Genomic DNA, 24,473 nt, shown 5'->3' with positions numbered 1-24,473 from the left:
GCTACCCCTGCCCGTCGCGCACCAGAACCAGCCCGCAGCCGTACGCCCGGCCGGAGCCGAGGCCGTCGGTCAGGGTGCGGTGGAGGGCCTCGGGGTCGCACACCGTGAGGTGTCCCCGCACCTCGGCGCGGGTGATCTTCAGGCCGGCGTGGTGGCGGCTCGTCACCGGCGGCAGCATGCGGATCGCGAGCGAGCGCCGGTCGATCTCGGCTCCGATGAACCGCACACCGCTGTCCGGCGGCGTGCCCTGGTCCTCCACGGTCGGCTGCGACCGCTTCATCAGCCAGGTGCGGACCTGGTCCGGGTTGGTCGCCGGGACCTTGCGGGAGCGCCCCGTCGCGGTCGGGCGGTCCGGGCGGGCGGTCAGGGCGCTCAGGACGGTGCGGAAGGTGAACCGGTCGCCCTTGCGCAGGGGTTGGTCGACGCTGAGGGTCTCGATCCTGCGGGTGAGCGCGTCCCGGGGGACGAGCGACCAGTCCGGGGCGACCTTGGACTGGACGACCAGGAGCAGGGTGTCGGTCCGGAGGTCGACGGTCCACGTCGACAGGATGCCCATCTGTGCCCGGGGGTCCGGGTCGCCGTCCTCCACCCAGCCGCGGAAGCCGCTCATCACCAGGCGGTGCATGTCCTGGGCGTCGAGGAGGCTGCGGGCGGCGACGGGGTGCCGGGTGTCCAGGGCGATGATGCTGTGGCAGGTGATCAGTCGGGCCGTCACGGGATCAGGTCCTCCCAGCGGATGGTGGGTTCCGGGTCGGGCGTGAGGCGGGTGCGGGTCTCCCAGCGGGCCGCGTGCATGCGGTGTTCGGGGGCGAAGGTGACGGGCTGGTCGGTGGTCCGGCTCGCGCCGCGGGTGCCCGGCGGGACCTCGCGCCAGAGCCACGGCGTCCGCGTGGTGGCGTTGGGCAGCAGGGCGGTGGACGGCAGGACCGTCTCCAGCGTGCCGGGGTGCACCCCGCCGGTGATGGTGCCGGACGGCGGGCAGGACTTCCGCCCGAGCCAGAGCAGCCTCCTCGGCTGCTCCAGCGCGTCGGCGATCCGCTCCAGCAGGGCGCGGTCCGGGCTCTCGAACGCCGCGACGAAGGCGGCGTCCGCCAGGTACCAGCGGTGGGTCTGCATCGGGTCGCGGCGGACGTTCCCGGCGGTGAGGGCACCGGTCCGCTCGTCCGGTGCGATCTCCTTCGGCGCGCCGTACCAGGCGGCGAGCGCGGTGCCGGCGGCCCGGCCGAAGCTCGGACCGCGCTCGTCGTCGAGGTGTGCGGCGGCGGCCTCGGCGCGCCGGTGGTCCGTGATCAGGTCGCGCGGCCGGAGCGGCATCGGTCCGCCACCGACGACCTGGTAGTCGTGGACGGGTTTGCCGGGCCGGTCCGCGCGGACGCCGAACCGCAGGGCGGCGAGCCGGCCGATGTCGTCGGTGCGGTCGAGGCCGAGGGCGGCGGCGGCCATCCCGACGCACCCCGACTTGGTGGGGTGCAGCCGGGTGTCGCGCCGGTCGAAGTGCGAGCCGCTCCCCCAGGACTGGAGGGGCGCGGCGAGCCGTACGAGGAGGACGGACTCCGTCACCGGCGGGTCAGCTCCTCGACGGTGTCGACCTCGACGCCGGGCAGCCGGTCGTTCGCCGCCTCCTCGCCGAGCAGCCGCTCGACCGCGAGGTCGTAGGTGAGGAGACGGGCCGGGCTGATGTCGTCGCGCTTGCGCAGGACGAGGGCGTGCTGGGCGAGGAGGCGGCGGGTGGCCGCCAGGGAGGCCGGGCCGTCCGTCTCCTCGAAGACGGCGTTCTCGAACGCCAGGCCGTAGTTGAACGGGCGCTTGCCGTCGAAGGCCATCACGAGCTTCGGCAGGGAGCCGGTCGAGGCGGTGGTGTTGGTCTTGGCGCGGGGCTGGGAGTTGACGAAGGCGTCGACCACCTCCAGCTCGGCCGCGGCCGCCGCGGCCTCGATCCGCTCGGCCGTCATGCCGGCCGCCTTCAGGTTGGCGCGCAGCTTGTGGCGGTCCAGGACGGCGTGGCGGTAGAAGGTGCCGGAGATCAGCGACTGGTACCCGGTCATGCCGGCGCCGGAGTCCTCGGCGGCGTCCAGGTGGTCCAGGGCGTTGGCGCGCGAGCGGTTCCTGCGGTCGAGCTTGGCGTCGTCGGCGGCCGAGTAGAAGTCGTCGATGTGCTCGGCGGGTTGGACGGTGAAGGCGTGCGCGGTCTGGACGGCGCCGTCGACGTTGGGCGAGTCGGCGATCTCGGCGAGGAAGCGTCCGTAGAGGGCGATGTCGATCGCGTCACCGGGGGCCAGGGCGGTGAGGACGGCGGACCGCAGCTCCTTCGGCAGGCCGGGCAGCTTCTCGTCGGCGGTCTCGCCGCCGGTCTCCCTGGGTTCGTCGGCGGGCGCCCGCCCCTCCTTGCGGTCCTTGGCCGGGGCGCGGCGCTTGGCGGCGGCCTTCGCCTTCCGTTCCGCCGCGGCGTCCTGCGCCGTGAGGTAGGCGTCGGCCCATTCGGCGACGTCCGCGCGGTGTTCGAGGAGCCGGTCGGCGAGGACCTTCCCGGCGTTCTCGGGGGCGAACAGCAGCACTTTGGTGAGGTCGGCGGTGTTGGGCTTGTCCCCGAACTTCAGCCCGATGCCGCTCAGGACGGCCTTGGCGGTGGCGAGTGCCGTCCCCGGCTCCCACCCTCCGGCCTCCAGCGCGGCGGCGGTGATCTTCGCCCACTCGCGGGTACGCAGGCCCATCGTGTGACCGGCGAGGGGCCCGTCCCCGCTGTTGGCACGGTTGCGGGAGTAGGTGCGCTCCGCGCGTCGGCGGGCCTGCGAGGTGATCATCGTACGGAGGTCGCCGCCGAGGCTGATCGCCTTGGGCATGCCGTTCTCGTCGCGCACCGGCAGCACCGCGACCATGGTCTCCAGGAGGTGCAGGGAGAGGTACTGCGGGGCGCTGGAATCGGGGGCGGCGGCGCTGTCCACGGAGGCGGCCTCGGTGGGCATGGGCCTTGCAGGGCTGGTCACTTGCTGTCTCCGATCGGGTCGGCTTCGGTCCCGCGCGACCCGGGTACGGGGGTCCGGGTGTCCGGTGTGAAGGTCGGGGTGTAGAAGGAGCGGGCCCACCGGTACTGGACCGGCCGCCCCCGGCCGGACCATCCGGCGAGGTCCTCGGCGAGGACCGCCCAGGAGGGAGGGACGGTGTCGCAGGACCGGGCTCGCTCGATCACGTGCTGGAGGTGGCGCCACGGGACCCTGCGGGAGGCCACGACGCGGTCCAGCAGCCGTACCGCGCCCGGGTTGGCCGGGCCCCGGCCCTCTCCCGAGCCGATCCGCCGGAGCGCGGCCCCGATGTCGCCCGCGCCCGGGGACGGATCCAGCCGCCCGGCGTGGTAGCGGGCGAAGAGGAAGGCGACGTGCTCGAAGACCGGCCGGGTCTCCTCGGACGGCGCGAAGTCCGCGGCGTCGAGGCGGGCCCGCGTCACGGCGGCCGGGCGGCGGAGGTCGGCCAACTGCCCGGTCTGCCGGGCGCGGACGAGGCCGCAGAGCCAGGAAGTGAGCTGTTTCCCCGGGGTCGGGTCCGCAGGGGCCGGCTGCCGGGCGGACGGCTCGGCGGGGCCCTCCGTCCCGGCGGGCGGGCTGGCGGTCGGGCCCGCGGGCGGGCCTCCGGGCGGCGGCGCGGAGCCGGTCACGAGGTCGGTCACGGAGCCGGTCACGAGGTCGGTCACGGAGTCGGTCACGCGGCGGTCTCCTTCAGCGGGTTCGGCGCGTCGGGGTGGTCCAGGACGTCCTGGAGGCGCTTCAGGGCCATCGTGTGCGCCTTCAGCTCGCGGCCGGCCAGGCGGAGGCTGTCGAGCCTGGCCTTCAGGGCGTCCGTGGCGAGCGCCCTGATCGCGGCCCCGAAGCGGTCCAGCGCGGGCCCGACCGGGTGGCCGTCGGCGACGGCGTCGAGCATGGCGTGGAACTCCGTGCCGGCCCCCGCCCACAACTCGGGCTCGCCGTCGAAGCGGGCCGACTGGGCGGAGCGGTCGGTGGGTCTGGCGTTCGGGTAGACGTGCTCGCAGGCGGTCGCGGCGGCGGCGCGGAGTGCGGCCGCCGCGTACTCGGCGACCGCCGATCCCTGCTCGGAGGCCTGCCGGAGGCCGGCCTCGCGGCCTGGGACGAACGGGAAGCGGTCGTCCACCCAGGCGATCGGGTTGCCCTTGTCGGCCAGCAGGCCGACCGCCCACAGCTCCGGGCGGACGCTGCGCAGCATGGCGAGGCGCCCGTACAGGTCGTTGCCCTTGACGCGTTCGGCGACGGCGGCGTACAGCGCGTGCGACTCGCGCCACAGCTCCCGGGAGGCCTGCGGCTTGAGCGTCACCGGCTTGCCCGCCCGCAGGACCATGACCTCGTCCTGGCGGTAGACGTCGGGCAGTTCGACGAGCGTCTCCCCCGGGCCCACGAGGACCCGGTCGACTCCCGGCTCGCCGTTCGGCAGGGCCGCGGCGCGCAGGGCGACCGAGCGGCCGAGGACCGTGTGGAGGTCGGCGGGGCCGTCGGGACGGCGGACCTCGTGGGCGCCGGTGCGGTGGAACGACCGGCGGCAGGAACGGTCGCCCCAGGTCAGGTTGAAGGTACCCGGATCGTCACCGTCCCAGGGGGCGAGGTTGAGCCGCAGCGTGTCGCCGAGGGTGGGGCCGAGCGCGAGGACCCGGATGCGCGAACCCAGGCGGCAGGTGGAGAGGTTGGTGAACGGAGCGGGCAGGCCCATCTCCTTGGCGGGGATCCGGGCCCGGCGGCCCTGGCCGAAGGCGTGCTGGGTCAGCATGGCGCGCCAGGCGGCATCGGCCGGGAGCGGCTCGGGGTGGTGGAGGTGGCGGTGGTCGAAGTGCTGGTTGTAGTCACCGGCGTGTTCGATCACCAGTTGGGCCGGCCCGACGCCGAACTCGTCCACGTGCCGCAGCAGGGCGGCGTTCTGGCCCAGCGGGCGCTCGGCGTCGAACAGGTCCCACACGCCCGGGTGGTCGGCGAGCCAGTCCGCGGCATCGGTGAGCGGTCGGCGCTCCTCCACCCAGGCCGACCACTCGCCGTGCGACTCCGGGTGGCACCCGGCGGCGTACAGCACGCCGAGCAGCCATTCGAGCAGTGCGACGGTCTCTCCCGGTGTGCTCCCGTACACGGTGGCGATCCGGTCGGCGTCCCGCAGCGCCCGGACGACGGAGACCTTGGCGAGCCCCGGCCGGGCCGGCTCGCCCTCGTCCGCCGGGGTGGCCGGCGGCTGCTCTCCCCCGCCCGCGGGGCCCGGCCGGACCGGGCCGCCGTGGATTGTCAGTACCGGGATGCATGCTTGGTGGCGTGGATCCCATGGCATGTCCGCTCCTCCCCTCCGCGAGGTCGCGCCGCACCGGCGAAGCGGCGCACGGGCGACGTCACCGGCCCCACATACTCCGTTGGGCCCGTCGTCGCGGCACGACACTAGCAGGCCCTGGAGGTGGGTCTTGACAGATCGTCAGTTCTACAACACGCCTGCGCACCAAGTGATTTGGGGCAAGACCGACCGGCGGCGCCGATCCCGCGGCACCGGCGGTCCGGCCTGGAACCCGCTGACGGCACACGTCCTCGACACGGCCGCGTGCGCAGGGCAGCTGTGGGACCGCTACCTCACGCCCGGGGTGCGGCTGCGGCTCGCGGAGGCGTTCGGGGCCGGCGAGGAGGAGACCGCGCGCCGCACGGTGATGCTGCTGGCCGGCCTGCACGACCTGGGCAAGGCCTCCGGCTGCTTCCTGCGCTCCTTCGGCACGGGCCGATACGACGATCCGCTGCTCAGGGGCCGCGAGGCCGACGCCTGGCGGGCCCGGGCGGCCGCGGCCCGACTCCCGTACGACGCCCACCCCGACGGACAGGTCGACGCCCGGCACGAGCACATCACGGCGGCGCACCTGCCGCGGATCCTCGGCTGCGGCTGCGAGCGCTGCGGCGGGGGCGGGGAGGAGTTCCCCGGCCTGCACGCCGTCGCCCTGCTGCTGGGCGGCCACCACGGCCACATCCCCGACGCGGACACCGTCGAGCGGGCCGCCGGTGCCGCCCCGACGCAGGCGTGGGAGCCCGTGCACCGCGACCTCGTCACGGAGGCGGCCGGACTCGTCGGCGTCGACCTCACGGCGCTGCCGGCCCTCGTCAGGCCCGAACGCCCCTCCGTACTACCGCTGTTCACCGGTCTCGTGATCCTGGCCGACTGGATCGCCTCCGACGAGGACCACTTCACCTACCGACGGCTCGACACCCCGCCGGCCGACTGGTGGGCGGCGTCCCTGTGCCAGGCCCGGGACGCGGTCTCCGCCGTGGCGCTCGACCGGTGGCGTCCGCAACCCCGGGCCTGGGCCGAACTGTTCCCCGGCACCGCACCCCGGCCGTTCCAGCGCGCCGCCCTCGCCGCCCTGCCCACCGACGGCCCGGCCCTGGTCGTCATCGAGTCCGGCACCGGCTCCGGCAAGACCCGGCTGGCGTTCGCCGTCGCCCACCACCTCGCCCGGACCTGCGGCCACCAGGGCCTGTTCATGGCCCTGCCGACCCGGGCCGCCACCAACCAGGCGGCGGGCGAGCTTGAGAAGTTCATCGGGTGCTCGACCGACGGCGCCACCACCGGCAACCTCGCCGTCGTCCACGCCGCCGCCGGGGCCACCGAGCTGGTCCACCGGCTGATCGACGCCTCGGCCACCCGGCAGCAGAACGCCCTGCGCTCGCTGTCCGATTCCGTCGCCGCGGCCTCGCACGACAGCGGCGAGCCCGGCGGGGGCGGTTCCGGCGGGGGCGGTTCCGGTGAGCCCGGCAGGCCCGGCGGCGGCAGATCGGGTGGCGGCACGCCCGGCGGCGGCAAGCCCGACCAGGTCGTCCTCAACCCCTGGTACCTGCGCAGTTGCCTCGGCCTGGTCTCGACGTTCGGGGTCGGCACGGTGGACCAGGTCGTCCTCACCCCGCAGCGCAACCGCTACTGGATGCTGCGCCTGCTCGGGCTCGCCGGAAAGACGGTCGTCATCGACGAGGCCCACGCGTACCAGCTCTTCCAGCAGGGCATGCTGGGCGCGGCGGTCGAATGGCTCGCGGACGCCGGGGCGTCGGTGGTGGTCCTCTCCGCGACGCTCCCCACGGCGGTGCGGGAGGCGCTCGTCCACGCCTGGTGCACCGGGCACCGCACCGTTCTCCGCGATCCCGGGGGCGCCGGCCCCGTCACCGTCGTCGACGAGCGCGGCACCGTACGCCGCGCCGGTGAGGACGACACCGTGGCCGCCGGACCGTCCCGTCGCGCCGGTCCGGACGTCCGCCTCCGGCCGCTGCCCGGACCGACCGGCCTCGCCACCCGGCTGCTGCGCGAGACCGCGGGCGGCGGCGTCACCGCGGTGGTCCGCAACCGGGTCGCCTCCGCGGTCGAACTGCACCGCACCGCAAGCGATCTGGGGCGGCGGAACGGGTGGCGGGCGGACGAGATCGTCCTGCTGCACGGCCGGCTGATGGGCCGCGACCGCCTCCCCCTCGAAACCCGGCTGGTCGACGCGCTCGGCCCCGGCCCGGACGGCGGCGGGCCCAACCCGAAACGCCCCCGCCGACTCCTGGTCATCGCCACCCAGATCATCGAACAGTCCCTCGACGTCGACTTCGACCGGCTCCTCACCGACCTCGCCCCGATCGACCTGCTCATCCAGCGCGCCGGACGCCTCCACCGGCACCGCGACACCGCCCGGCCTCCGTGGTTCCGCGAGCCCGCCCTCACCGTGCTGTGGCAACCCGACGATGCCGGGCTGCCCGTCGTCGACCCGCCGGACCCGGCCGGCGGGAGGCCGTACGGAAACCCCGACGGCACCGTCTACGCGCCGTACACGCTGGCCGCGACCTGGCACGCGCTCGACCGGCGGGGCGGCGGGGCGGGCCGGTTCGCCCTGGACGCCCGCGAGCACGGCGACCTCGTCCAGGAGGTCTACGGACCCGCCGACCACGGCCCCGCCGACCCGCGACCCGGCGCGCTCGGGCGACTCCTCGCCCGGACCGGGGAGCACTGGCGGGCCGCGCTCGACGACGAGTACGGCGAGACGACCGCCCGCCCGCTCCGCCCGTACGGCCGGCGGGGCCGGACCCCCGCCACCGCCCCGGACCTCGCGTCGGGCAGGGCCCACGGCGGCGGCCGGGACATCGGCGCCCCGGGCATCGCCGCCCTCTCCCGTCTCGGCACGCCGTCGATCGACTTCCTCGCCCTCTACCGACAGCCCGACGGGGCGCTCACCTACGACCGCGCCGGCACGCTGTTCGCGGACACCCGCCACCACCCGGGCGACAGCGGCGAGCGCCGGAGGCAGCAGCAGGACTTCCTCCTCAACACCCTGTCCATCCCGGTGACCTGGGTGTCGGAGCGCCACGGCGTCCCGCGGCCCAGCACCTGGCCCACACCACCCGACCGCCCCGCCCTGCGCCACCGCTTCACCGCCCTCCTCGACCCCGCGACCGGCCGGTGCACCAGCGGGCCGCACGGCATCACCTACACCCCGGAGGAGGGCCTTCGCCGGTAGCCGGGGACGGGACGGAACGGCGGCAGGGCGGCGGGGCCGTTGCGGACAGGACCACCGGTCCGCGGATCAGTGGGCGGACAGCACCAGACGACGGGCGGTGTTGCGGTAACCGAGGCGCTCGAAGGCGGTGGCCATCGGTGTGTTCGTCAGGTCGGTGTCGGCGCGGACCTGCTCCGGGTCGGTCTCGGACGCCAGTATCCGGGTGATCTCGGACAGGATGTCGTCCGCATATCCGCGGCCCCGGTGTTCGGGCAGCACCCCGAGGTAACCGACCACGGGGGACGCGTGGTTGCGCGACGGGACGCCGAAGCCGACCACCTCTCCGTCCGGCTTCCGGGCGGTCCGCCACCAGGAGCGCTCCCCGAGCATCGTCTCGCGGTAGAACGCGACGTCGTAGCGTGCCTGTGCGTCGGCGCCGATCCGGTCGGCCTCCCTGCGCGACGCGGCGTCTAGGGTGCCCGTCAAGACCCGGCGGAACAGGTCGACGAAGACTTCGTCGTCGGGCTCGGCACGGAAGGACAGTCGCTCCGACGGCTCCGGGCGTCCGGCCTGCGGTGTCCACTCGTAGCGCAGTCGCTCGCGACTCGTGGGGAGCCCGGCGCGCCGGGCCGCCTCCTGACGCCAGGCCACGGCCGCCACCGTGTCAGGCCGGTCGTGCCAGTCGCCGGGGAGGGGGAGGTGGTACTCGGGGGCGACGCTCACGCCGGCGTCGGCGTACGCCGCGTGCGCGGCGGCGAGCAACTCGGCGGCCAGGGTGGTGCGGTCGGCGGTCGACCGCACCGAGTGGTGGGCGAACACGCCGTCGAGCGCGGCGGGCCGATCGGCGCCCGGTTCGCCCCACCAGACGGCGAGCGCGAGCGGAGCGGCACCGGAAGGGTCCTCGGCGATCCACGTCCGGTCGGGCCGGTACCCGCCGTCGGCCAACCGGGCCAGGTAGGTGTCGGCCGTCGGGCCGCCGACCGGGTCGGTGCCGAGGAGCGGGAGAAGGCGGTCGAGGTCGGCCTCGACGGTGGGGCGGAAGATCACGGTGCCTCCGGGGCGGTGAAGCTGGAGGCGCAGCCCGGTCCGGAGCGGTCGGCGACTCCGACGCCCGCGGGAGCACCGGCACGATTCTACGTCGCCCTTCCGCTTCCGGAACGGGGCGGTGTCCAGGATCGAATCACACGCCGAACCTCTTGATCACGTGGTGGGGCCGGGCCCTAGGCTGATCACCAACAGCCGGAGGGGGACCGGCCCGCCACAGCCTTCACCTCGTGCGACGCGCAGCCACACACCGCTGCGCGTCGCGGCCGGCCATGTCCCGTCCCGCCACCGCGAACCGGGTGGCCGTGCCAAGAGAGCGAGACCAGGATGGACCCTGCGACCGATTCGGTCCCAGCACCGGAGCACCCGGAGCCCCCGACCCCCGTCCCCGCGGCGACCGGTGCGGCGGAGGCCGACACGACGGAGGGCGGTGCCGAAGCACCGGAGTCCGACGGGAACGGGACCACCGGCACCGCCGGGAACACGAAGACCGGCCCGCGCCGGCCAAGACGCTGGCGGCGGCGCCTCCTGCGGACCGCCGTGGTGCTGCTGGCACTCGTCCTGGTCGTCTCCGGCGGCGCCGCGGGATACGCGTTCTGGGCGGTCCGCGCGTCCCTGCCCCAACTGTCCGGGCAGGTCAAGGTCCCCGGGCTGTCCGGTGACGTCCGGATCGTGCGTGACGCCGCGGGCATCCCCCAGATCTACGCCGGCACCGCGCACGATCTGTTCGCCGCCGAGGGCTACGCGCAGGCGCAGGACCGTTTCTGGCAGATGGACACCCAACGGCACATCACCGCGGGCCGACTGGCCGAGATGTTCGGCCCCGACGAGGTGAAGACGGACAAGACCGCCCGGACCATGGGGTGGTACCACGTCGCCGAACAGGAGGTGACGATGCTGTCCCCGCAGACCCGCGAGTACTTGCAGGCGTTCTCCGACGGTGTCAACGCCTACCTCTCCGGGCACAGCGGCGCCGACCTCTCGGTCGAGTACGCCGTCCTCGGTTTCGTCGCCGATGGCTACAAGCCCGACCCGTGGACGCCGGCCGACTCGGTCTCCTGGCTCAAGGCCATGGCCTGGAACCTGAACACCAGCATGATCGACCAGTTCCAGCACGCGATGCTCGCCGCCAAGCTTCCGCCGGACGCGGCGGCCGAGCTCTTCCCGGGCTACGACTACGGCCGCTGGGCGCCGATCGTCCACGACCCCGCGGGCGAACAACAGGCACCGGCCACGGCGCCCGCCGCACCTGCCGCGACCGCCACCGCACCCGCGCCCGCGCCCGCGCCCGCGCCCGCCCTGCCGGCCGAGGCCGCCCCCGCGCTGGCCGGCACCGCGTCCGTGCGCGCCGCGCTGACCGCCGTCCTGGGCCAGACGGGCACCGGCATCGGCTCCAACTCGTGGGTGGTGGCCGGCAGTAGGACCACCACAGGAAAGCCGATGCTGGAGAACGACCCGCATCTGGCACCCTCGCTCCCCGGCATCTGGTACCAGGTCGGGCTGCACTGCACCAAGCCGAGCACCGACTGCCCGTTCGACGTCACCGGCTTCACCTTCGCCGGCATGCCGGGCGTGGTGATCGGCCACAACGCCGACATCGCCTGGGGCTTCACCGACCTCGGCGCGGCCGACTCGGACGTGTACGTCGAGCGGGTGAAGGGCGACTCCTACGAGTACCAGGGGCGCCAAGTACCGCTGACCACGCGCCAGGAGGAGATCAAGGTCGCCGGGGGCAGGACCGTCTCCCTGGCGGTGCGGTCGACGGTCCACGGTCCGCTGATCTCGGACACCCTGCCGTCCGCCCAGCAGGTGTCCACGGACGGCAAGGAGCCGGACGTCCCCGAGCACGGTGACGGCTACGCCGTGGCCATGCGCTGGACCGCCCTCGACCCCGCCCCCACCATGAACGCGCTGTTCGCCCTGGACGAGGCCTCCGACTGGGCGACCTTCCGGGCTGCCGCCGAAACCTTCACCTCACCCGTGCAGAACATGGTCTACGCCGACCGGGCCGGGAACATCGGCTACCAGACGCCCGGCCGGATCCCGGTCCGCAAGGCGGGCGACGGCACCTACCCGGTGCCGGGCTGGACCGGCGACTACGACTGGACGGGCTACGTGCCCTTCGACGAACTGCCCACCGCCTTCAACCCGCCGGAGGGGTACATCGTCACCGCCAACAACGCGGTCGTCGGCCCCGACTACCCCCACCTGATCAGCAAGGACTGGGGCACCGGCTACCGGAGCCGGCGCATCGCCGACCTCATCGAGAAGGGCGGCAAGCTCGACGAGGCCGCCATGGAGCGGATCACCCAGGACAGTTACAGCGGTAACGCGGCCACGCTCGTGCCCTACCTGCTGCGGACCGAGGTCGGCCCGCAGGCCAAGGCTGCCCAGGACCTGTTGCGCGGCTGGGACTTCCAGCAGCCGGCGGACTCCGCGCCCGCCGCGTACTTCAACGCCGTGTGGCGCGAACTGCAGCAGAGCGCCTTCACCGACCGGCTCTCCCGCGCGGGTCTGAAGGCCTACGCGTACCCGGATGCCGGCGGCCGCTGGTGGGACGTCGTGCGCGGTCTGCTGGACCGCCCCGACGACACGTGGTGGACCAGCACTGCCGATCCGTCGGTCCACGGCCGCGACGCCATGCTGCGCCAGGCGATGGAACGGGCTGCCGCCACGTTGAAGGACCGGCTGGGCGCCGACCCGAAGTCGTGGCGCTGGGGCGCTCTGCACACGCTGACGCTGGAGAACCAGACCCTGGGCACCGCGGGCCCCGCCCCCGTGCAGTGGCTGCTCAACAGCGACTCCTACGAGGTCGGCGGCGGCCCGGACAGCGTGAACGCGAACAGCTGGGACCCGCAGAAGGGCTTCCAGGTGATCTGGGTGCCGTCGATGCGCATGGTCGTCGACCTCGCGGACCTGGAACGCTCCCGCTGGATCAACCTCACGGGCGCGTCGGGGCACACCACGGCCGACACCTACACCGACCAGACCGCCCGCTGGCTCAAGGGCGAGACCCTGCCGTGGGCCTTCGGGCCGGCCGCCGTCGAGGCGGGCCGGAAGGACGAGCTCCGGCTGACCCCCTGACCCCCTGAGCACGGCCCGTACGAAGAGGTGCGTGGGTCCGGCGGTTTGCCGGACCCACGCACCTCTCGCCTTCCCTGACCGCGGCCTGAACCTGAGCCTGAGCCGCCGGACCGAACCGGACCGGATCAATCCGTCGACGAGCACCGGATCGGCTCGTCGCCGCACATCAGAGCAGCCGGTCGGCGAGCACCGGACCGATCACCGCGAGCGCCTCGGGGCCGGTCAGCCGGTGGTGCGGTACGTCCAGCGGACGGTCCGACACCTCGCCCCCCACGAAGGGCTCCCACCACCGGGACAGGGCGACGTCGCCCCGCCGGCCGGGCAGCGCCTCGAACAGCAGCACGTCGCCGTCGAACCGGCCGGGGACCTCCCGGTCGGTCAGCGCGAGGTTGTTGGCCGTCACCCGCACCAGGCGTGCCAGCGCGTCGGTGTCGAGCCCGGCCAGCACGCTGCCCTGGTCCCGGAGGGCCTGCGACACCTGCGCGGCCGAGGGCAGGCCGGCGCCCAGTTCGCTCACCGCTCCGTCCGGCTCCGGCAGGTCCAGTCCGTCCAGTGCGAGCGAGAGGAGTTCCGTCGCGGTGAGCGGCTCCTCGTCCCGCCCCGGGCCGGTGGGACGGGAGTCGAGCATCGCCAGCAGGGCCACCTTCTCCCCCTCCTCCTGCAGCCGGCACGCGATCGCGTGAGCCACCGCGCCCCCGAACGACCAGCCCAGCAGCTGGTAGGGGCCGTACGGCTGCACCGAGCGGATCCGCCGTACGTAGTCGTCCACCATCTCGCCGACCCCGGCGGGGAGTTCCGCGTCCCCGGCCAGGCCGCCCGCTTGGAGCGCGTACACCGGCCGGTCCTGTCCGACGTACCGGACCAGGCCCGAGTAGCACCAGCCGAGGCCACCGACCGGGTGCACGGCGAACAGGGGCACACCCGCACCGCCTGTGCGCAGGGCCAACAGGGGCTCCAGGCCGTCCGATCCGGTGCCGTCGCCCCCGGTGGCCGACCGCTCGGCCAGGGCCGCCACCGTCGGGTGCCGGAACACGTCGCGAACCGTCACGTCCCGTCCGAGGACGGCCCGGATCCGGCCGACCAGGGCGACGGCCAGCAGGGAGTGGCCGCCCAGGTCGAAGAAGTTGCTCTCGGCGCCGACCGCGGGCAGGCCCAGCACCTCGGCGAACAGGCCGGCCAGCACCTCCTCCCCGGGGCCGTGCGCCGCCCGTCCTCCGCTCGGCGTCAGGAAGTCGGGCGCCGGCAGCGCCGAGCGGTCCAGCTTGCCGTTCGGTGTCAGCGGCAGGGCCTCCAGTGCCACCACGGCCACCGGCACCATGTACTCGGGCAGGAAGGCCGCGGCCCGGCGGCGCACCTCGGCGGGGTCCACCCGCCCGCCCGCCGGCACGACGTAGCCGACCAGCCCGGCGCCGCCCGGCAGGTCCTTCCGCAGCACCGCCACCGCCTGCCGAATCCCGGGGTGGCGGGCCAGTACGGCCTCGACCTCGCCCGGTTCGATCCGGTGCCCGCGGATCTTGACCTGGTCGTCGGCGCGGCCGAGGAAGTCCAGCTCCCCCGCCGCCGTCCAGCGCGCCACGTCCCCGGTCCGGTACATCCGGGACCCGGCGGGCCCGAACGGGTCCGGCACGAAGCGCTCCGCCGTCAGTCCCGGCCGGCCGAGGTAGCCGCGGGCGAGCCCGGCGCCCGCGAGGTACAGCTCGCCAGGAACGCCGACGGGGACGGGCCGCTGGGCGGCGTCCAGGACGTAGGCCCGGGTGTTCGCGACCGGGCGGCCGATCGTGGGCCGGGTGCCGTCGGACGGGTCGTCGAGCCGCGCGGCCGTCGAGTAGACCGTGGCCTCCGTGGGCCCGTACAGGTTGGTCACCGTGCCGAGGCGCCGCAGCGATGCGGCCACTTCGGAGCCGAGCGCCTCGCCCGCCACGAGGATCCGCAGGTCGGGCAGGCTGTCGGCGGTGAAGGCCCGGTCCGCCAGCAGAGCCCGCCATAGCGACGGGGTGGCCTGGACCGCCGTGGCCCCGGTCCGCCGGATCAGGGCCGCGAGCCCGGCCGGGTCCTGCGCCGTCCCCTGGGGGGCCAGGACCACCGCGGCTCCCGTGACGAGGGGCAGGTGGAGCTCCACCGCGGCCACGTCGAAGGCGACGGTGCTCAGCGCCAGCAGCCGGTCCCGCTCGTCCGTCGGGACGTGCTCCCGGACTGCGGCGAGCAGGTTCGCGAACGCCGCGTGGGTGACCACCGTGCCCTTGGGCGCCCCGGTCGACCCCGAGGTGTAGATCACGTACACGGGGTGGGCCGGCTGCAGGACGCCGGTGCGTTCCTCCGCCTCGACCGCCTCGGCCGGCAGGAGGGCCAGCGCGGCGGCCGTCTCCGTCGAGTCGACCACCAGCCGGGGCAGGTCGGAGCCGGCCGGCAGGCGGTCCGCGGTCGCCTTGTCGGTGACGACCAGCACGGGCGCACAGTCCGCCAGCACGTAGGCGATGCGCTCCGCGGGGTGCTCCGGATCCACCGGCAGGTAGGCGCCGCCGGCCTGGACCACCGCCAGCATCGCCACAACCAGCTCCACGGACCTGTCCTGGCACAGGGCCACGACGGTCTCCGGGCCGACACCCCGCGCGATCAGCAACCGGGCGAGGCGGTTCACCCGCCGGTCAAGCTCCCGGTAGGACAGTTCGGCTCCGTCGGCCACCAGGGCGATCGCGTCGGGCGAGTCGGCGGCCTGCTGCCGGAAGAGCTCCGGGAGCAGCGCGTCCGGAATCTCCAGTGCCGTGTCGTTGCAGGTCGTCAGCAGCCACGCCGACTCCGCCGGGTCGAGCAGGTCGAGCCGCCCGACCGGCTGTTCCGGGCCGGCCGCCGCGGCCGTCAGCAGCCGCACCCAGCGGGCCACCAAGGCCTCCACCGTGCCCCGGTCGAACAGCTCGGCGGCGTACTCGACGCCGCCGTGGATCCCGGCGGGGGCGCCGTCCTCGTCCGTGGCCTCGGCGACGCCCACCAGAAGGTCGAACTTCGCGGTCGCCGTCCCCAGCGGCCTCGGCGTGACCGTGACGCCGGGCAGGTCGACGGTGGCGGCGGCGTTGTTCTGGAGGATCAGCAGCACCTGGAACAGCGGGTGCCGGGCCAGGGCCCGCGGCGGGTTCAGCGTCTCCACCAGGTACTCGAACGGGACATCCTGGTTCGCGAACGCCGCCAGGTCCGTCTCCCGTACCCGGGAGAGGAGTTCGACGAAGCTCGGGTCGCCGGAGACGTCGGTGCGCAGCACCAGGCTGTTCACGAAGAAGCCGACGAGTTCGGAGACCGCCTCGTCGGTGCGGCCGGCGGACATGGTGCCGATCGGGATGTCGGTGCCGGCACCGGAGCGGGCCAGCAACGCGGCCAGGCCCGCCTGGAGCACCATGAACAGCGTCACCCCGTGGGCACGGGCCAGTTCGACGAGCCGCCCGTGCAGCTCCGCCGGGATCGTGACCGGGACGGTCCCGCCGAGATGGCTCGGCAGGGCCGGACGGTGGCGGTCCGTGGGCAGGGCGAGCTCCTCCGGCAGCCCGGCCAGCGCGCCGCGCCAGAAGTCCACCTGCCGGGCCAGCAGGCTGTCGCCGTCCTCGGCACTGCCCAGCAGTTCCCGCTGCCAGAGCGCGTAGTCCGCGTACTGCACGGGCAGTGGCTGCCAGGACGGCGCGGTGCCGCGGCGGCGGGCCGCGTAGGCAGCCGAGACGTCGTCCGCAAGGGGGGCCAGTGACCAGCCGTCGCCGGCGATGTGGTGCAGCACGAGCAGTAGGACGGACTCCTCCGGCCCCAGGACGAACAGCCGTGCGCGCAGCGGTGGTTCGGCCGCCAGGTCGAAGCCGTGATCGAGTTCCGCCTCCAGGGCGGCCGTCAGCCGGTCCTCGGAGGTCTCGGTGACCGTGAGCGCCGGGGGCAGCTCGGCAGCGTCCATCAGGGTCTGGTACGGGAGGCCGTCCGCTCCCTCGACGAACACCGTGCGCAGCGCCTCGTGGCGGATCGTCACGTCGTGCAGCGCGGCTTCCAGCGTGGGCACGTCCACCGCGCCGGAGAGGTGCACGGCGAACGGCATCAGGTAGGTCGCGCCCGGTCCCTCCAGCCGCTCCAGGAACCAGAGTCGGCGCTGCGCGTAAGAGGCGGGCACGAGGGACGGCCTGGGCACCGGCCGCAGCGCCGGCCGGGCGACCGCGGCGCCGTCCAGCAGTCGGGCCAGGCCGGCGACGGTCGGCGCCTCGAACAGGTCGCGGACGGACAGCTCCGCGCCGAGCACCGCACGGACCCGGCTGACCAGCCGCATCGCGATCAGCGAGTGCCCACCGAGGGCGAAGAAGTCGTCGTCGGCCCCCACGTCGGAGAGCCCGAGCAGGTCGGCGAACACTCCGGCGAGCGCCTCCTCGCGGGGGCCGCTCGGCGGTCGGCGTGGCCCGGACACCACCGGGCCGGGCACGGGCAGGGCGCGTCGGTCGAGCTTGTTGTGCGCCGTCAGCGGAAGTTCGTCCAGCACCACCAGCGCGGTGGGGACCATGTAGGCCGGCAGGACGGCGGCGAGCCGGTCCTGCAGGCGGACGGGGTCCGGTGCGATGCCCGCCGCGCCGACCAGGTAGCCGACCAGCCGGCGGTCGCCGGGCCGGTCCTCGCGGACCACCACGGCGGCGGCCGACACCTCGTCCTGCGCCAGCAGGGCTGCCTCGATCTCGGCGAGTTCGATCCGGAAGCCGCGGATCTTCACCTGATCGTCCAGCCGGCCGAGGAACTCGACGGCGCCGTCCGGCAGGTGCCGGACGAGGTCGCCGGTGCGGTACAGCCGCGCTCCCGGGACGGTCGCGAACGGGTCCGGGACGAACCTCTCGGCGGTGAGCGCGGGCAGGCCCAGGTAACCGCGCGTGACGTTGGCGCCGCCGATGAACAGCTCGCCCGGGACGCCGGGCGGGACGGGCTGCATCCTGCCGTCCAGCACGTAGGTGCGGGTGTTGCCGAGCGGCTTGCCGATCGGCACGATCGCGGTGGTCGGCGGTTCGGCGGCGCTGAGCGGGTGCGTCGTGACGCCGACCGTGGTCTCCGTGGGGCCGTAGTGGTTGGCGACGGTGCAGCCGGCCCGGGCCAGCAGACCGCGTACCCATTCGCCGGCCGAACCCTCGCCGCCGATCACCAGCCCGCGACGCGGCAGGACGTCGCACTCGGCGCCAGGGCCCTCCAGCGCGGCCAGGTGCGAGGGGCTGATCTTGAGGTAGTCGATCCGGTGCTCGGCGAAGTACGCCGCCAGGGCACGACCGTCGGCGGCCGTGTCGGGGTGCACCATGTGCAGGGTGCCGCCACCGAGCAGGGCAGCGCAGAGGAAGGTGACGCAGGAGTCGAAGGTGAACGGCTGCACCATCGCGTAGCTCGCACCCGCGGCCAGGTCCAGGGCGTCGACCACGGCGGCGGCGTAGTTGAGCACCTGACGGTGCTCGACCACCACGCCCTTGGGGCGCCCGGTCGAGCCCGAGGTGAACAGGACGTACGCGGCCCGGTCCGGGGTCACCGTCGTCGGCGGGGCGGTGTCCGGCAACTGCGGCTCCGGCTCGTCCAGCAGCACCTTCACCGGCGCGTCCGGAAGGCGGTCGGCCGGCCCGGTGCAACTGACCACCACGGGTGCGCCGGTGGCGCCGAGGATGAGCGCCAGCCGTTCGCGCGGCTGTGCCGGGTCGACGGGGACGTAGCAGCCGCCCGCCTTCAGCACGCCGAGCAGGGCCACCACCGTTCGGGCGCTGCGTTCCAGGCAGATGCCGACCGGGGTTTCGGGGCCGACGCCGAGCCCGATCAGCCGGTGGGCGAGCCGGTTGGCCCGCGCGTCCAGTTCCGCGTAGGTGTACCGGCCGTCGACGCCGACCACGGCGACGGCGTCCGGGGTCCGCGCGGCCTGGGCGGCGAAGCGGCCGTGGAAGGTGTCGGCGGGCCCGGTGTCGAGGTCGGTGGCGTTCCACTCGTCGAGCACCAGCCGGCGCTCCTGCTCGGTGAGCAGCGGCAGGAGGCCGATCGGGCGGTCCGGGTCGGCGACCGCCGCGGCCAGCAGGTTGACGTAGTGGTCGAGCATGCGCTCGGCGACGGCGTCCTCGTAACGGTCGGTGCGGTGGCTCAGGGTGACGCTGAGGCCGTCCGCCTCCTCCGAAAGGGTGAAGGTGAGGTCGCGCTTGACGTCCAGGGACCGCGGGCCGTCGAGCGGGCGCAGCACCGGCCCGTCGGCCGAGCCGGGGGCCGGCGCGGTGCCCTCGTCGAACACCAGCATGGTGCGGAACAGCGGGGCGGTGCGGTCGTCCTGGTCGGCCCGGACGGCACGGACGACGGCGTCGAAGGGCACCTCCTGGTACTGGAGGTCGCGGCGGCTCGCCTCGTGGACCCGGTCGAGGAGTTCACCGAAGCCCGGGTCGCCGGACACGTCCCCGCGCAGCACCAGGGTGTTCACGAAGCAGCCGATCAGGCCTTCCAGTTCGATCCGTTCCCGGCCGGCGACGGGCGTGCCGACGACCGGCCCGGTGGAGCCCGTGTAGCGGTGCAGCAGCGTCTGCAGTCCGGCGAGGGCGACGGTGAACAGGGTGGTGCGGTGCCGTGTGGCGAGCGCCCGCAGGCCGGCGGTGAGGCCGTCCGGCAGGCGGCGGACGCTGCTCTTCCCGCTGCCGGCGCCGAGGACGGGCGGGCCGGTGCGTTCGGGCAGCGGCGCGGCGTCCTCGATCCCCTGCAGGCGCTCGCGCCAGTGGTCGAGCCCCTCCTGGAAGGCCGGGCCGGACATCCTGTCGCGCTGCCAGAGCGCGTAGTCGCCGTACTGCACCGGGAGGTCCGGCAGTCGGGCCGGCCGGCCCAGCAACGCGGCCCGGTAGGCCTCGTTCACCTCCTCCAGCAGGACGTTCATCGACCAGCCGTCGCAGACGATGTGGTGCAGGGTCACGGCCAGGACGTGGTCCAGGTCCCCCGTGCGCAGCAGCCGCGCCCGCAGCAGCGGGCCGTCGACGAGGTCGAACGGCTCGGCCGCCTCGGCCGCCAGCCGGGCCCGGACCTCCGCTTCGGCGGCGTGCGGTTCGAGCCGGCGCAGGTCGACGACCGGCAGCTCGAACGGGATCCGGGCCCGTACCTCCTGGTGCGGCACGCCGTCGTCCGAGACGGTGAACGTGGTCCGCAGCGCCTCGTGCCGGGCGATCACCGTACGGAAGGCCTCCAGCAGCAGCGCGGGGTCGAGTTCGCCCTCGAACCGCGCGGCCACCGGGACGTGGTAGGCGGCCGACGCCCGGTCGAACTGCTGTGCCAGCCAGATCTGTTCCTGGCCGGCCGACAGCGGCACGCGGACGCCAGGGGTTCGCGGCCGTACCCCTGCGGCAGCCTGCGGGGCCCGCCCGACCAGGCGCTCGCGCAGCTTGGCCTCCAGCAGGGCACGCTGCTGGGGCGGCAGGGCGGCGATCATCCGGGCGACCTCGGCCTCCCGGTCGGACGGCTGTGCGGCGCCGGTGCCGCTGGTCGGGATGTTCACGATGTTCTCTCCGGAGGGGTGGAGGCGTTGCTGGACGACGCGGGGCGCCGGTCAGAACAGGACGCGGGACTCGGCGTTGAAGCGGGCGTCGCGCGACTTGCGCAGGTCGCGGACCACGTTGACCCGCTTCAGCCAGCGGTCGGTGCCGTCGAACCTGGCCTTGAACGGACTGCGGCCGTGCACGGCACGGTAGTTGTCGACGAACACGATGTCACCGGGGGCGAGGCTGACGCCCCCGAGCCTGCGGTCGATCTCGGCGGAGAGCCGTTCCAGCGCCGCACGGGGCTCCGGGTCGAGCCGGTCCAGGTCCATGAAGTACGGGTCCAGGCAGATGTACGGGTCGGTCGGCGAGCCGAACAGCACGGGGACCGGTTCGGCGGCGTCGCGCATCCGCTTCAGCCGCCCGTGGGCGGCGTCCAGCAGTTCGGGCGCGCCCTCCAGCGGACGGCCGGGCCCACTGTCCAGCATCTGCAGGTGGGAGTTGTCGGGCAGCATGAAGTAGCGGGACTCGGCGAGGACCCGGCGGTCCTCGGGGGCGATCTCCAGGTCGGTGACCGAGGCGAAGGTGGTCGGCACCCGATCAGGGTTGCGCAGGCACATCAGGCCGACGTAGTCGCCCCGGTACGGGTGGAAGGCGTCCTCGACGTGCCACCAGATGGTCTGCTCGCTGCCGGTGCCGATCTGCTCGTGCTCGTGTCCCCTGACCGGCAGGACGTCGTGCACGAGGTAGCCGTCCTGCTGGGTGGACCAGGCGACGGGCTCACCCAGCAGGGCCGAGCAGAGCAGCAGGAAGAGTTCTTCGCGCAGAGCCGGGGAGACGCCGTCGCGTTCGCGCCAGTGCGCCGGCGTCGGGCCGATCCGATCCTCCCGGAGCCGGTAGCCCGAGACCACGCAGGCGCCGGCGGGCTCGCGCAGCTTGAAGTCGGTCAGGAAGCGGCGCAACGCGATCGGCAGTCGGTGCGACTGCACGGCGATCTCGCGCTGGAACTCGGCGTCCTCGACGTCCTGGTGGAGTTCCGTCAGTTCGTCCAACAGGTCCTCGACGGCGAGGGCGTCGAGGTGGTCGAGGGTCAGGGCGTGCATCGATGTCACCTCGGGTGGTCGGGCAGGTCGTGGCGTACCGGGGTTCAGCTGGGGTCCGGCAGCAGGTCACCGAGCCGGGTGAGGCCTGCGGTGAGCTCGTCGGCGGGGCCGCCGAAGCCGACCCGGACGTGCTCCGGGCGGCCGAAGCAGTTCCCGGGGACGACCAGGACGCCGTGCTCGCGGTCGAGCCGGTCGGCGAAGGCGGTCACGTCCGGCACGGTGGTCAGGGCCGGGAACGCGGTGACCCCGCCGGCGGGCAGGTCCCCGGCGACCCGGTCGGCGTGCGCGGCCAGCCAGTCGGCCAGCAGCTTCCGGTTGGCGGTGGCCTGGGCGAGGCGCGGGCGCAGCAGTTCGTCGGCGTGCTCCACGGCGTGCGTGGCGACCGCCTCGACCAGCGGCGACAGTGCGAGGCTCAGGTAGTCACGGCGGCGGACGCAGCCGGCCAGCACCTCGGGTGCGGCGAACGCCCAGCCCACCCGCAGACCGGGCAGGCCGTACGCCTTGGAGAGGGTGCCGAAGGAGACGGCCCGCTCGTAGCGCAGCACCGGATCCGGCAACGGCTCCCGGTCGTAGACGAGTTCGCGGAACGCGCCGTCCCAGGCGAGCCGGGTGCCGTGTGCGGCGCAGGCCTCGATGATGGCGTCCTGCTGGCCGGGGGTGACGGTGGCCCCGGTCGGATTGTGCGGGAAGTTGACGACGACCAGCTTGGTGCGCGGTCCGATCAGGGCGATCAGCTCGTCCTCGTTGGTGACGATCCCGTCCTCGGTGCGCATCGCCCAGGGGACGATCCGGGCGCCGACGGAGGCGGCCACCTCGACCAGCGCGTGGTAGGCGGGGGCCTGGACGACGACCTCGTCGCCGGCCTCCAGCAAGGCGTGCATGACCAGGTAGATGGCCTCGCTCGAACCCTGGGTGGCGATGATCGAGCCCGGGTCGACGCCGTAGCGCCGGGCGAGGGCGGCCCGCAGCGGCTCGCCGCCCAGGGAGTGGCTGTCACGGAACATGATGCCGCCGAGCGAGGCGGCGCTGGTGCCGGCCAGTGCGAGCACCTCGTCCACGGTGTAGTTCTCGACGCCGCTGCTGCTGATGTCGAAGGTGGTGGTGAAGTACCGCTCGCGGAGCCAGTCCTCAAGCAGTGCGGGCGTGATGGTCATCGGTGCGTCCCGAGGTCGGAGGGGTGGGTGGGGGGAGGTCTGGGTCCGGCACGCCGGGAAGGCTGAGGGTCCCGGCGGAGAACCGGGACCAGGTGACGGCGGTGAAGACGGTCATGGCCGCGCAGGCGCACCAGAGCGGACCGGTGACGCCGAGCCCGCGGGCGCACAGGCCGCCGAGCAGCGCGCCGGCGGCGGAGCCGCCCACTCCCAGGGCCATGTGCACGCTGTTCGCCCGGCCGTACAGGGCGTCCGGCAGGGCCCGCTGGCGCAGCGTCGTCGCCACGACGGCCCACACGACGGTGTGTGCACCGAACAGGGCCATGACGCAGGCGGCGAGCCAGGGCTGCCGGACGGCCGCGAAGGCCGCCGGCGCGCAGCACTCGACGAGCAGTCCGATCCGCAGGACGGCCGCGTCGCCGAGCCGTCGCTGGACCGCGGGGGCCGCGACGGCGCCGGCTACGCCGCCGACCGCTCCGACCGACAGCAGCAGACCGTACCCGGAGTCGGAGAGCCCGAGCCGCTGCCGGGTGTAGAGCACGAAGATCGCCGCGATGGCGGCGAAGGTGGCGTTCATCAGGCAGAGCGAGAAGGTCAGCAGCCGCAGGGCCGGGTGTCCCAGGATCGTGCGCACGCCCGTCCGGACGTCCGCACCGAGGCTGCGCCGCGGTCGCGCGACGCCCTGCCGCGGCCGTAGCCGCAGGACGAGCGCGACCGCCACGAGGAAGGTGGCGGCGTCGAAGGCGAACGGCAGCCCGGCCCCCTGGAGGAAGAGCCAGACCCCCAGGGACGGTGCGATGAGCTGACTGCCCACCACTGCCGCCCCGGAGACCCGGGAGTTGGCCCGGGTCAGGTCGTCCGGCGCCACCGATCCCACGACGAGCGCCCTGGCCGCGCCGTCGGCCAGGGTCTCGGCCGTCCCGAGCAGGAACAGTGCCGTGTACACGGTCAGGACGCCGACGGACCCGGTCCAGACCGCGGCCGCGAGCGCCCCGATGAGCACCGCGCGCGCCAGGTTGACCAGGACGACCAGCTTCCGCCGGTCGAGCCGGTCCACGTACACGCCGCTGATCAGGGAGAACAGCAGCCACGGCACCTGCTGGGCGAACACCGCGCCGGCGACGACCAGCGGGTCGGAGGTCAGCCGCACCATCAGCAGCGGTGCGGCGGCTAGGGTGACCCCGTCCCCGGCGGCCGACAGCGCGCCGGCCGCCCAGAGCCGGTGGAACTCCGCCCCCAGCCCCCGGGCCCGGGCCGCGCCGCCGGTCACTTGATGGCCTTGACGACGACCATCGAGTCGGCCCACCAGTAGTGGCAGTCGGCCGGCGGCTTCAGGTCCCGGACCACCTCGACGGAGAACGAGCTGAAGTGCTCCAGCAACGCCCGCTGGTGACCGCGGCCCAGGGAGTCGATCTCGTTGCTGTAGTACGTGAAGACGCCGCCCGGGCGCAGGTGGGCCGCCGCGTGCGGGAAGAAGTGGGCGGCGAAGGTCACGTCGTCGACGACGTACGCGAGGTACTCCTCCTCGTCCGCGGGATAGGTGTCGAAGAAGATGCCGTCGAACTCTCCCAGCCCGTCCAGGACGTCCTGCCACCTGCCGGGCACCAGCCGGACTTCCTGGCCGGGGCGGGCGGCCGCCCAGTCGGCGAAGCGCTCCTGAACGTCGGCGTTGGCCTCGATCACGGTGTAGGAGCGCACCCCCTCCCGGAGGATGCGGGTGGCGGAGATGCCCATGCCGAAACCCAGTTCGAGCACGTCCCCGCCGCCGCGGGTGACGCAGCGGGCCATCGCCGCCATCAGCGGGGTCTCCCAGTCCTGCATCACCTGCTGGTCCTCGATGATCAGCTGGGAGTCGTCGTACTCGGCCCGGCTGTCGGACCAGGTGTTGCGGATGGCCGGCCGGTCGGTACCGGTCACCAGGCGGCGGGCAACGGTGTCGAGGTGGGTGAGGTCGGCGGCCAGCTCCTCCGTCGCCCGGCCGACGAGCCAGTTGTGCTGCTCCTCGCGCGGGGTCCGGAGGAACCCGTCGTTGGTGAGGTCCACGGTGATGGTGAAGTCCGCTGTCCTGGTCTTCATCGGTCGTTCCTCCTCGGCCGGTGCGGCCGTGCGTTCGGTCGGTGCGGTGGGCGGGCGGCGGACCGCCGCG

Annotated in this window: 13 protein-coding genes; 2 read left to right on the top strand and 11 right to left on the bottom strand. The window is 74.2% G+C overall.

The annotated features are described in order from the left end of the window. Position 1: 1 nt before the first annotated feature. The 5 genes from ACIGG8_RS36170 to ACIGG8_RS36150 are packed head-to-tail and all read right to left on the bottom strand — an operon-like array spanning position 2 to position 5,310. Positions 2 to 715: a type I-E CRISPR-associated protein Cas6/Cse3/CasE gene (locus ACIGG8_RS36170; RefSeq protein WP_396552868.1), complete on the bottom strand. Its 714-nt coding sequence runs from the start codon at positions 713 to 715 to the stop codon at positions 2 to 4. Beyond that, on the bottom strand, positions 712 to 1,560 hold the full coding sequence (gene cas5e / locus ACIGG8_RS36165; protein ID WP_396552867.1) for a type I-E CRISPR-associated protein Cas5/CasD: 849 nt from the start codon (positions 1,558 to 1,560) through the stop codon (positions 712 to 714). Before cas5e ends, ACIGG8_RS36170 begins: the two co-directional genes overlap by 4 nt. Then, positions 1,557 to 2,984 (bottom strand): type I-E CRISPR-associated protein Cas7/Cse4/CasC, encoded by a 1,428-nt coding sequence (locus tag ACIGG8_RS36160; protein WP_396552866.1) that lies wholly within the window; start codon positions 2,982 to 2,984, stop codon positions 1,557 to 1,559. The genes cas5e and ACIGG8_RS36160 overlap by 4 nt, the downstream gene beginning before the upstream one ends. Then, positions 2,981 to 3,697: a type I-E CRISPR-associated protein Cse2/CasB gene (gene casB, locus ACIGG8_RS36155; RefSeq protein ID WP_396552865.1), complete on the bottom strand. Its 717-nt coding sequence runs from the start codon at positions 3,695 to 3,697 to the stop codon at positions 2,981 to 2,983. Before casB ends, ACIGG8_RS36160 begins: the two co-directional genes overlap by 4 nt. After that, complete coding sequence (locus ACIGG8_RS36150; protein ID WP_396552864.1) at positions 3,694 to 5,310, bottom strand: type I-E CRISPR-associated protein Cse1/CasA; 1,617 nt, start codon at positions 5,308 to 5,310, stop codon at positions 3,694 to 3,696. The genes casB and ACIGG8_RS36150 overlap by 4 nt, the downstream gene beginning before the upstream one ends. 127 nt (positions 5,311 to 5,437) lie before the next feature. Here ACIGG8_RS36150 and cas3 point away from each other — a divergent pair, with 127 nt between their 5' ends. Then, positions 5,438 to 8,497: a CRISPR-associated helicase Cas3' gene (cas3, locus tag ACIGG8_RS36145; RefSeq protein WP_396552863.1), complete on the top strand. Its 3,060-nt coding sequence runs from the start codon at positions 5,438 to 5,440 to the stop codon at positions 8,495 to 8,497. A gap of 66 nt (positions 8,498 to 8,563) precedes the next feature. On the opposite strand, the gene ACIGG8_RS36140 is transcribed toward cas3, so the two are convergent. After that, complete coding sequence (locus tag ACIGG8_RS36140; RefSeq protein ID WP_396552862.1) at positions 8,564 to 9,523, bottom strand: GNAT family N-acetyltransferase; 960 nt, start codon at positions 9,521 to 9,523, stop codon at positions 8,564 to 8,566. 540 nt (positions 9,524 to 10,063) lie between these two features. Between ACIGG8_RS36140 and ACIGG8_RS36135 the strand changes: the two genes are divergently transcribed. Beyond that, positions 10,064 to 12,604 (top strand): penicillin acylase family protein, encoded by a 2,541-nt coding sequence (locus ACIGG8_RS36135; RefSeq protein WP_396552861.1) that lies wholly within the window; start codon positions 10,064 to 10,066, stop codon positions 12,602 to 12,604. A 166-nt stretch (positions 12,605 to 12,770) separates the two neighbouring features. Here ACIGG8_RS36135 and ACIGG8_RS36130 read toward each other — a convergent pair whose 3' ends face one another. Genes ACIGG8_RS36130 through ACIGG8_RS36110 form a run of 5 tightly spaced genes read right to left on the bottom strand, consistent with a single transcriptional unit; the run spans position 12,771 to position 24,403 of the window. Then, a complete protein-coding gene (locus ACIGG8_RS36130) occupies positions 12,771 to 20,093 on the bottom strand; it encodes an amino acid adenylation domain-containing protein (RefSeq protein ID WP_396552860.1) in 7,323 nt (2,440 codons plus the stop codon). A gap of 51 nt (positions 20,094 to 20,144) precedes the next feature. Beyond that, complete coding sequence (gntD, locus tag ACIGG8_RS36125) at positions 20,145 to 21,176, bottom strand: guanitoxin biosynthesis L-enduracididine beta-hydroxylase GntD (protein ID WP_396552859.1); 1,032 nt, start codon at positions 21,174 to 21,176, stop codon at positions 20,145 to 20,147. Between the two features lie 44 nt (positions 21,177 to 21,220). Next, on the bottom strand, positions 21,221 to 22,330 hold the full coding sequence (vioD, locus tag ACIGG8_RS36120; RefSeq protein ID WP_396552858.1) for a capreomycidine synthase: 1,110 nt from the start codon (positions 22,328 to 22,330) through the stop codon (positions 21,221 to 21,223). Beyond that, complete coding sequence (locus ACIGG8_RS36115; RefSeq protein ID WP_396552857.1) at positions 22,305 to 23,597, bottom strand: MFS transporter; 1,293 nt, start codon at positions 23,595 to 23,597, stop codon at positions 22,305 to 22,307. Before ACIGG8_RS36115 ends, vioD begins: the two co-directional genes overlap by 26 nt. Further along, positions 23,594 to 24,403 (bottom strand): hypothetical protein, encoded by an 810-nt coding sequence (locus ACIGG8_RS36110; protein ID WP_396552856.1) that lies wholly within the window; start codon positions 24,401 to 24,403, stop codon positions 23,594 to 23,596. Before ACIGG8_RS36110 ends, ACIGG8_RS36115 begins: the two co-directional genes overlap by 4 nt. Between the last annotated feature and the right edge of the window lie 70 nt (positions 24,404 to 24,473).

This window comes from Kitasatospora sp. NPDC085464 (genome assembly GCF_044541955.1).
Taxonomy (GTDB): Bacteria; Actinomycetota; Actinomycetes; order Streptomycetales; family Streptomycetaceae; genus Kitasatospora.
This window is presented reverse-complemented; position numbering and strand designations above follow the sequence as displayed.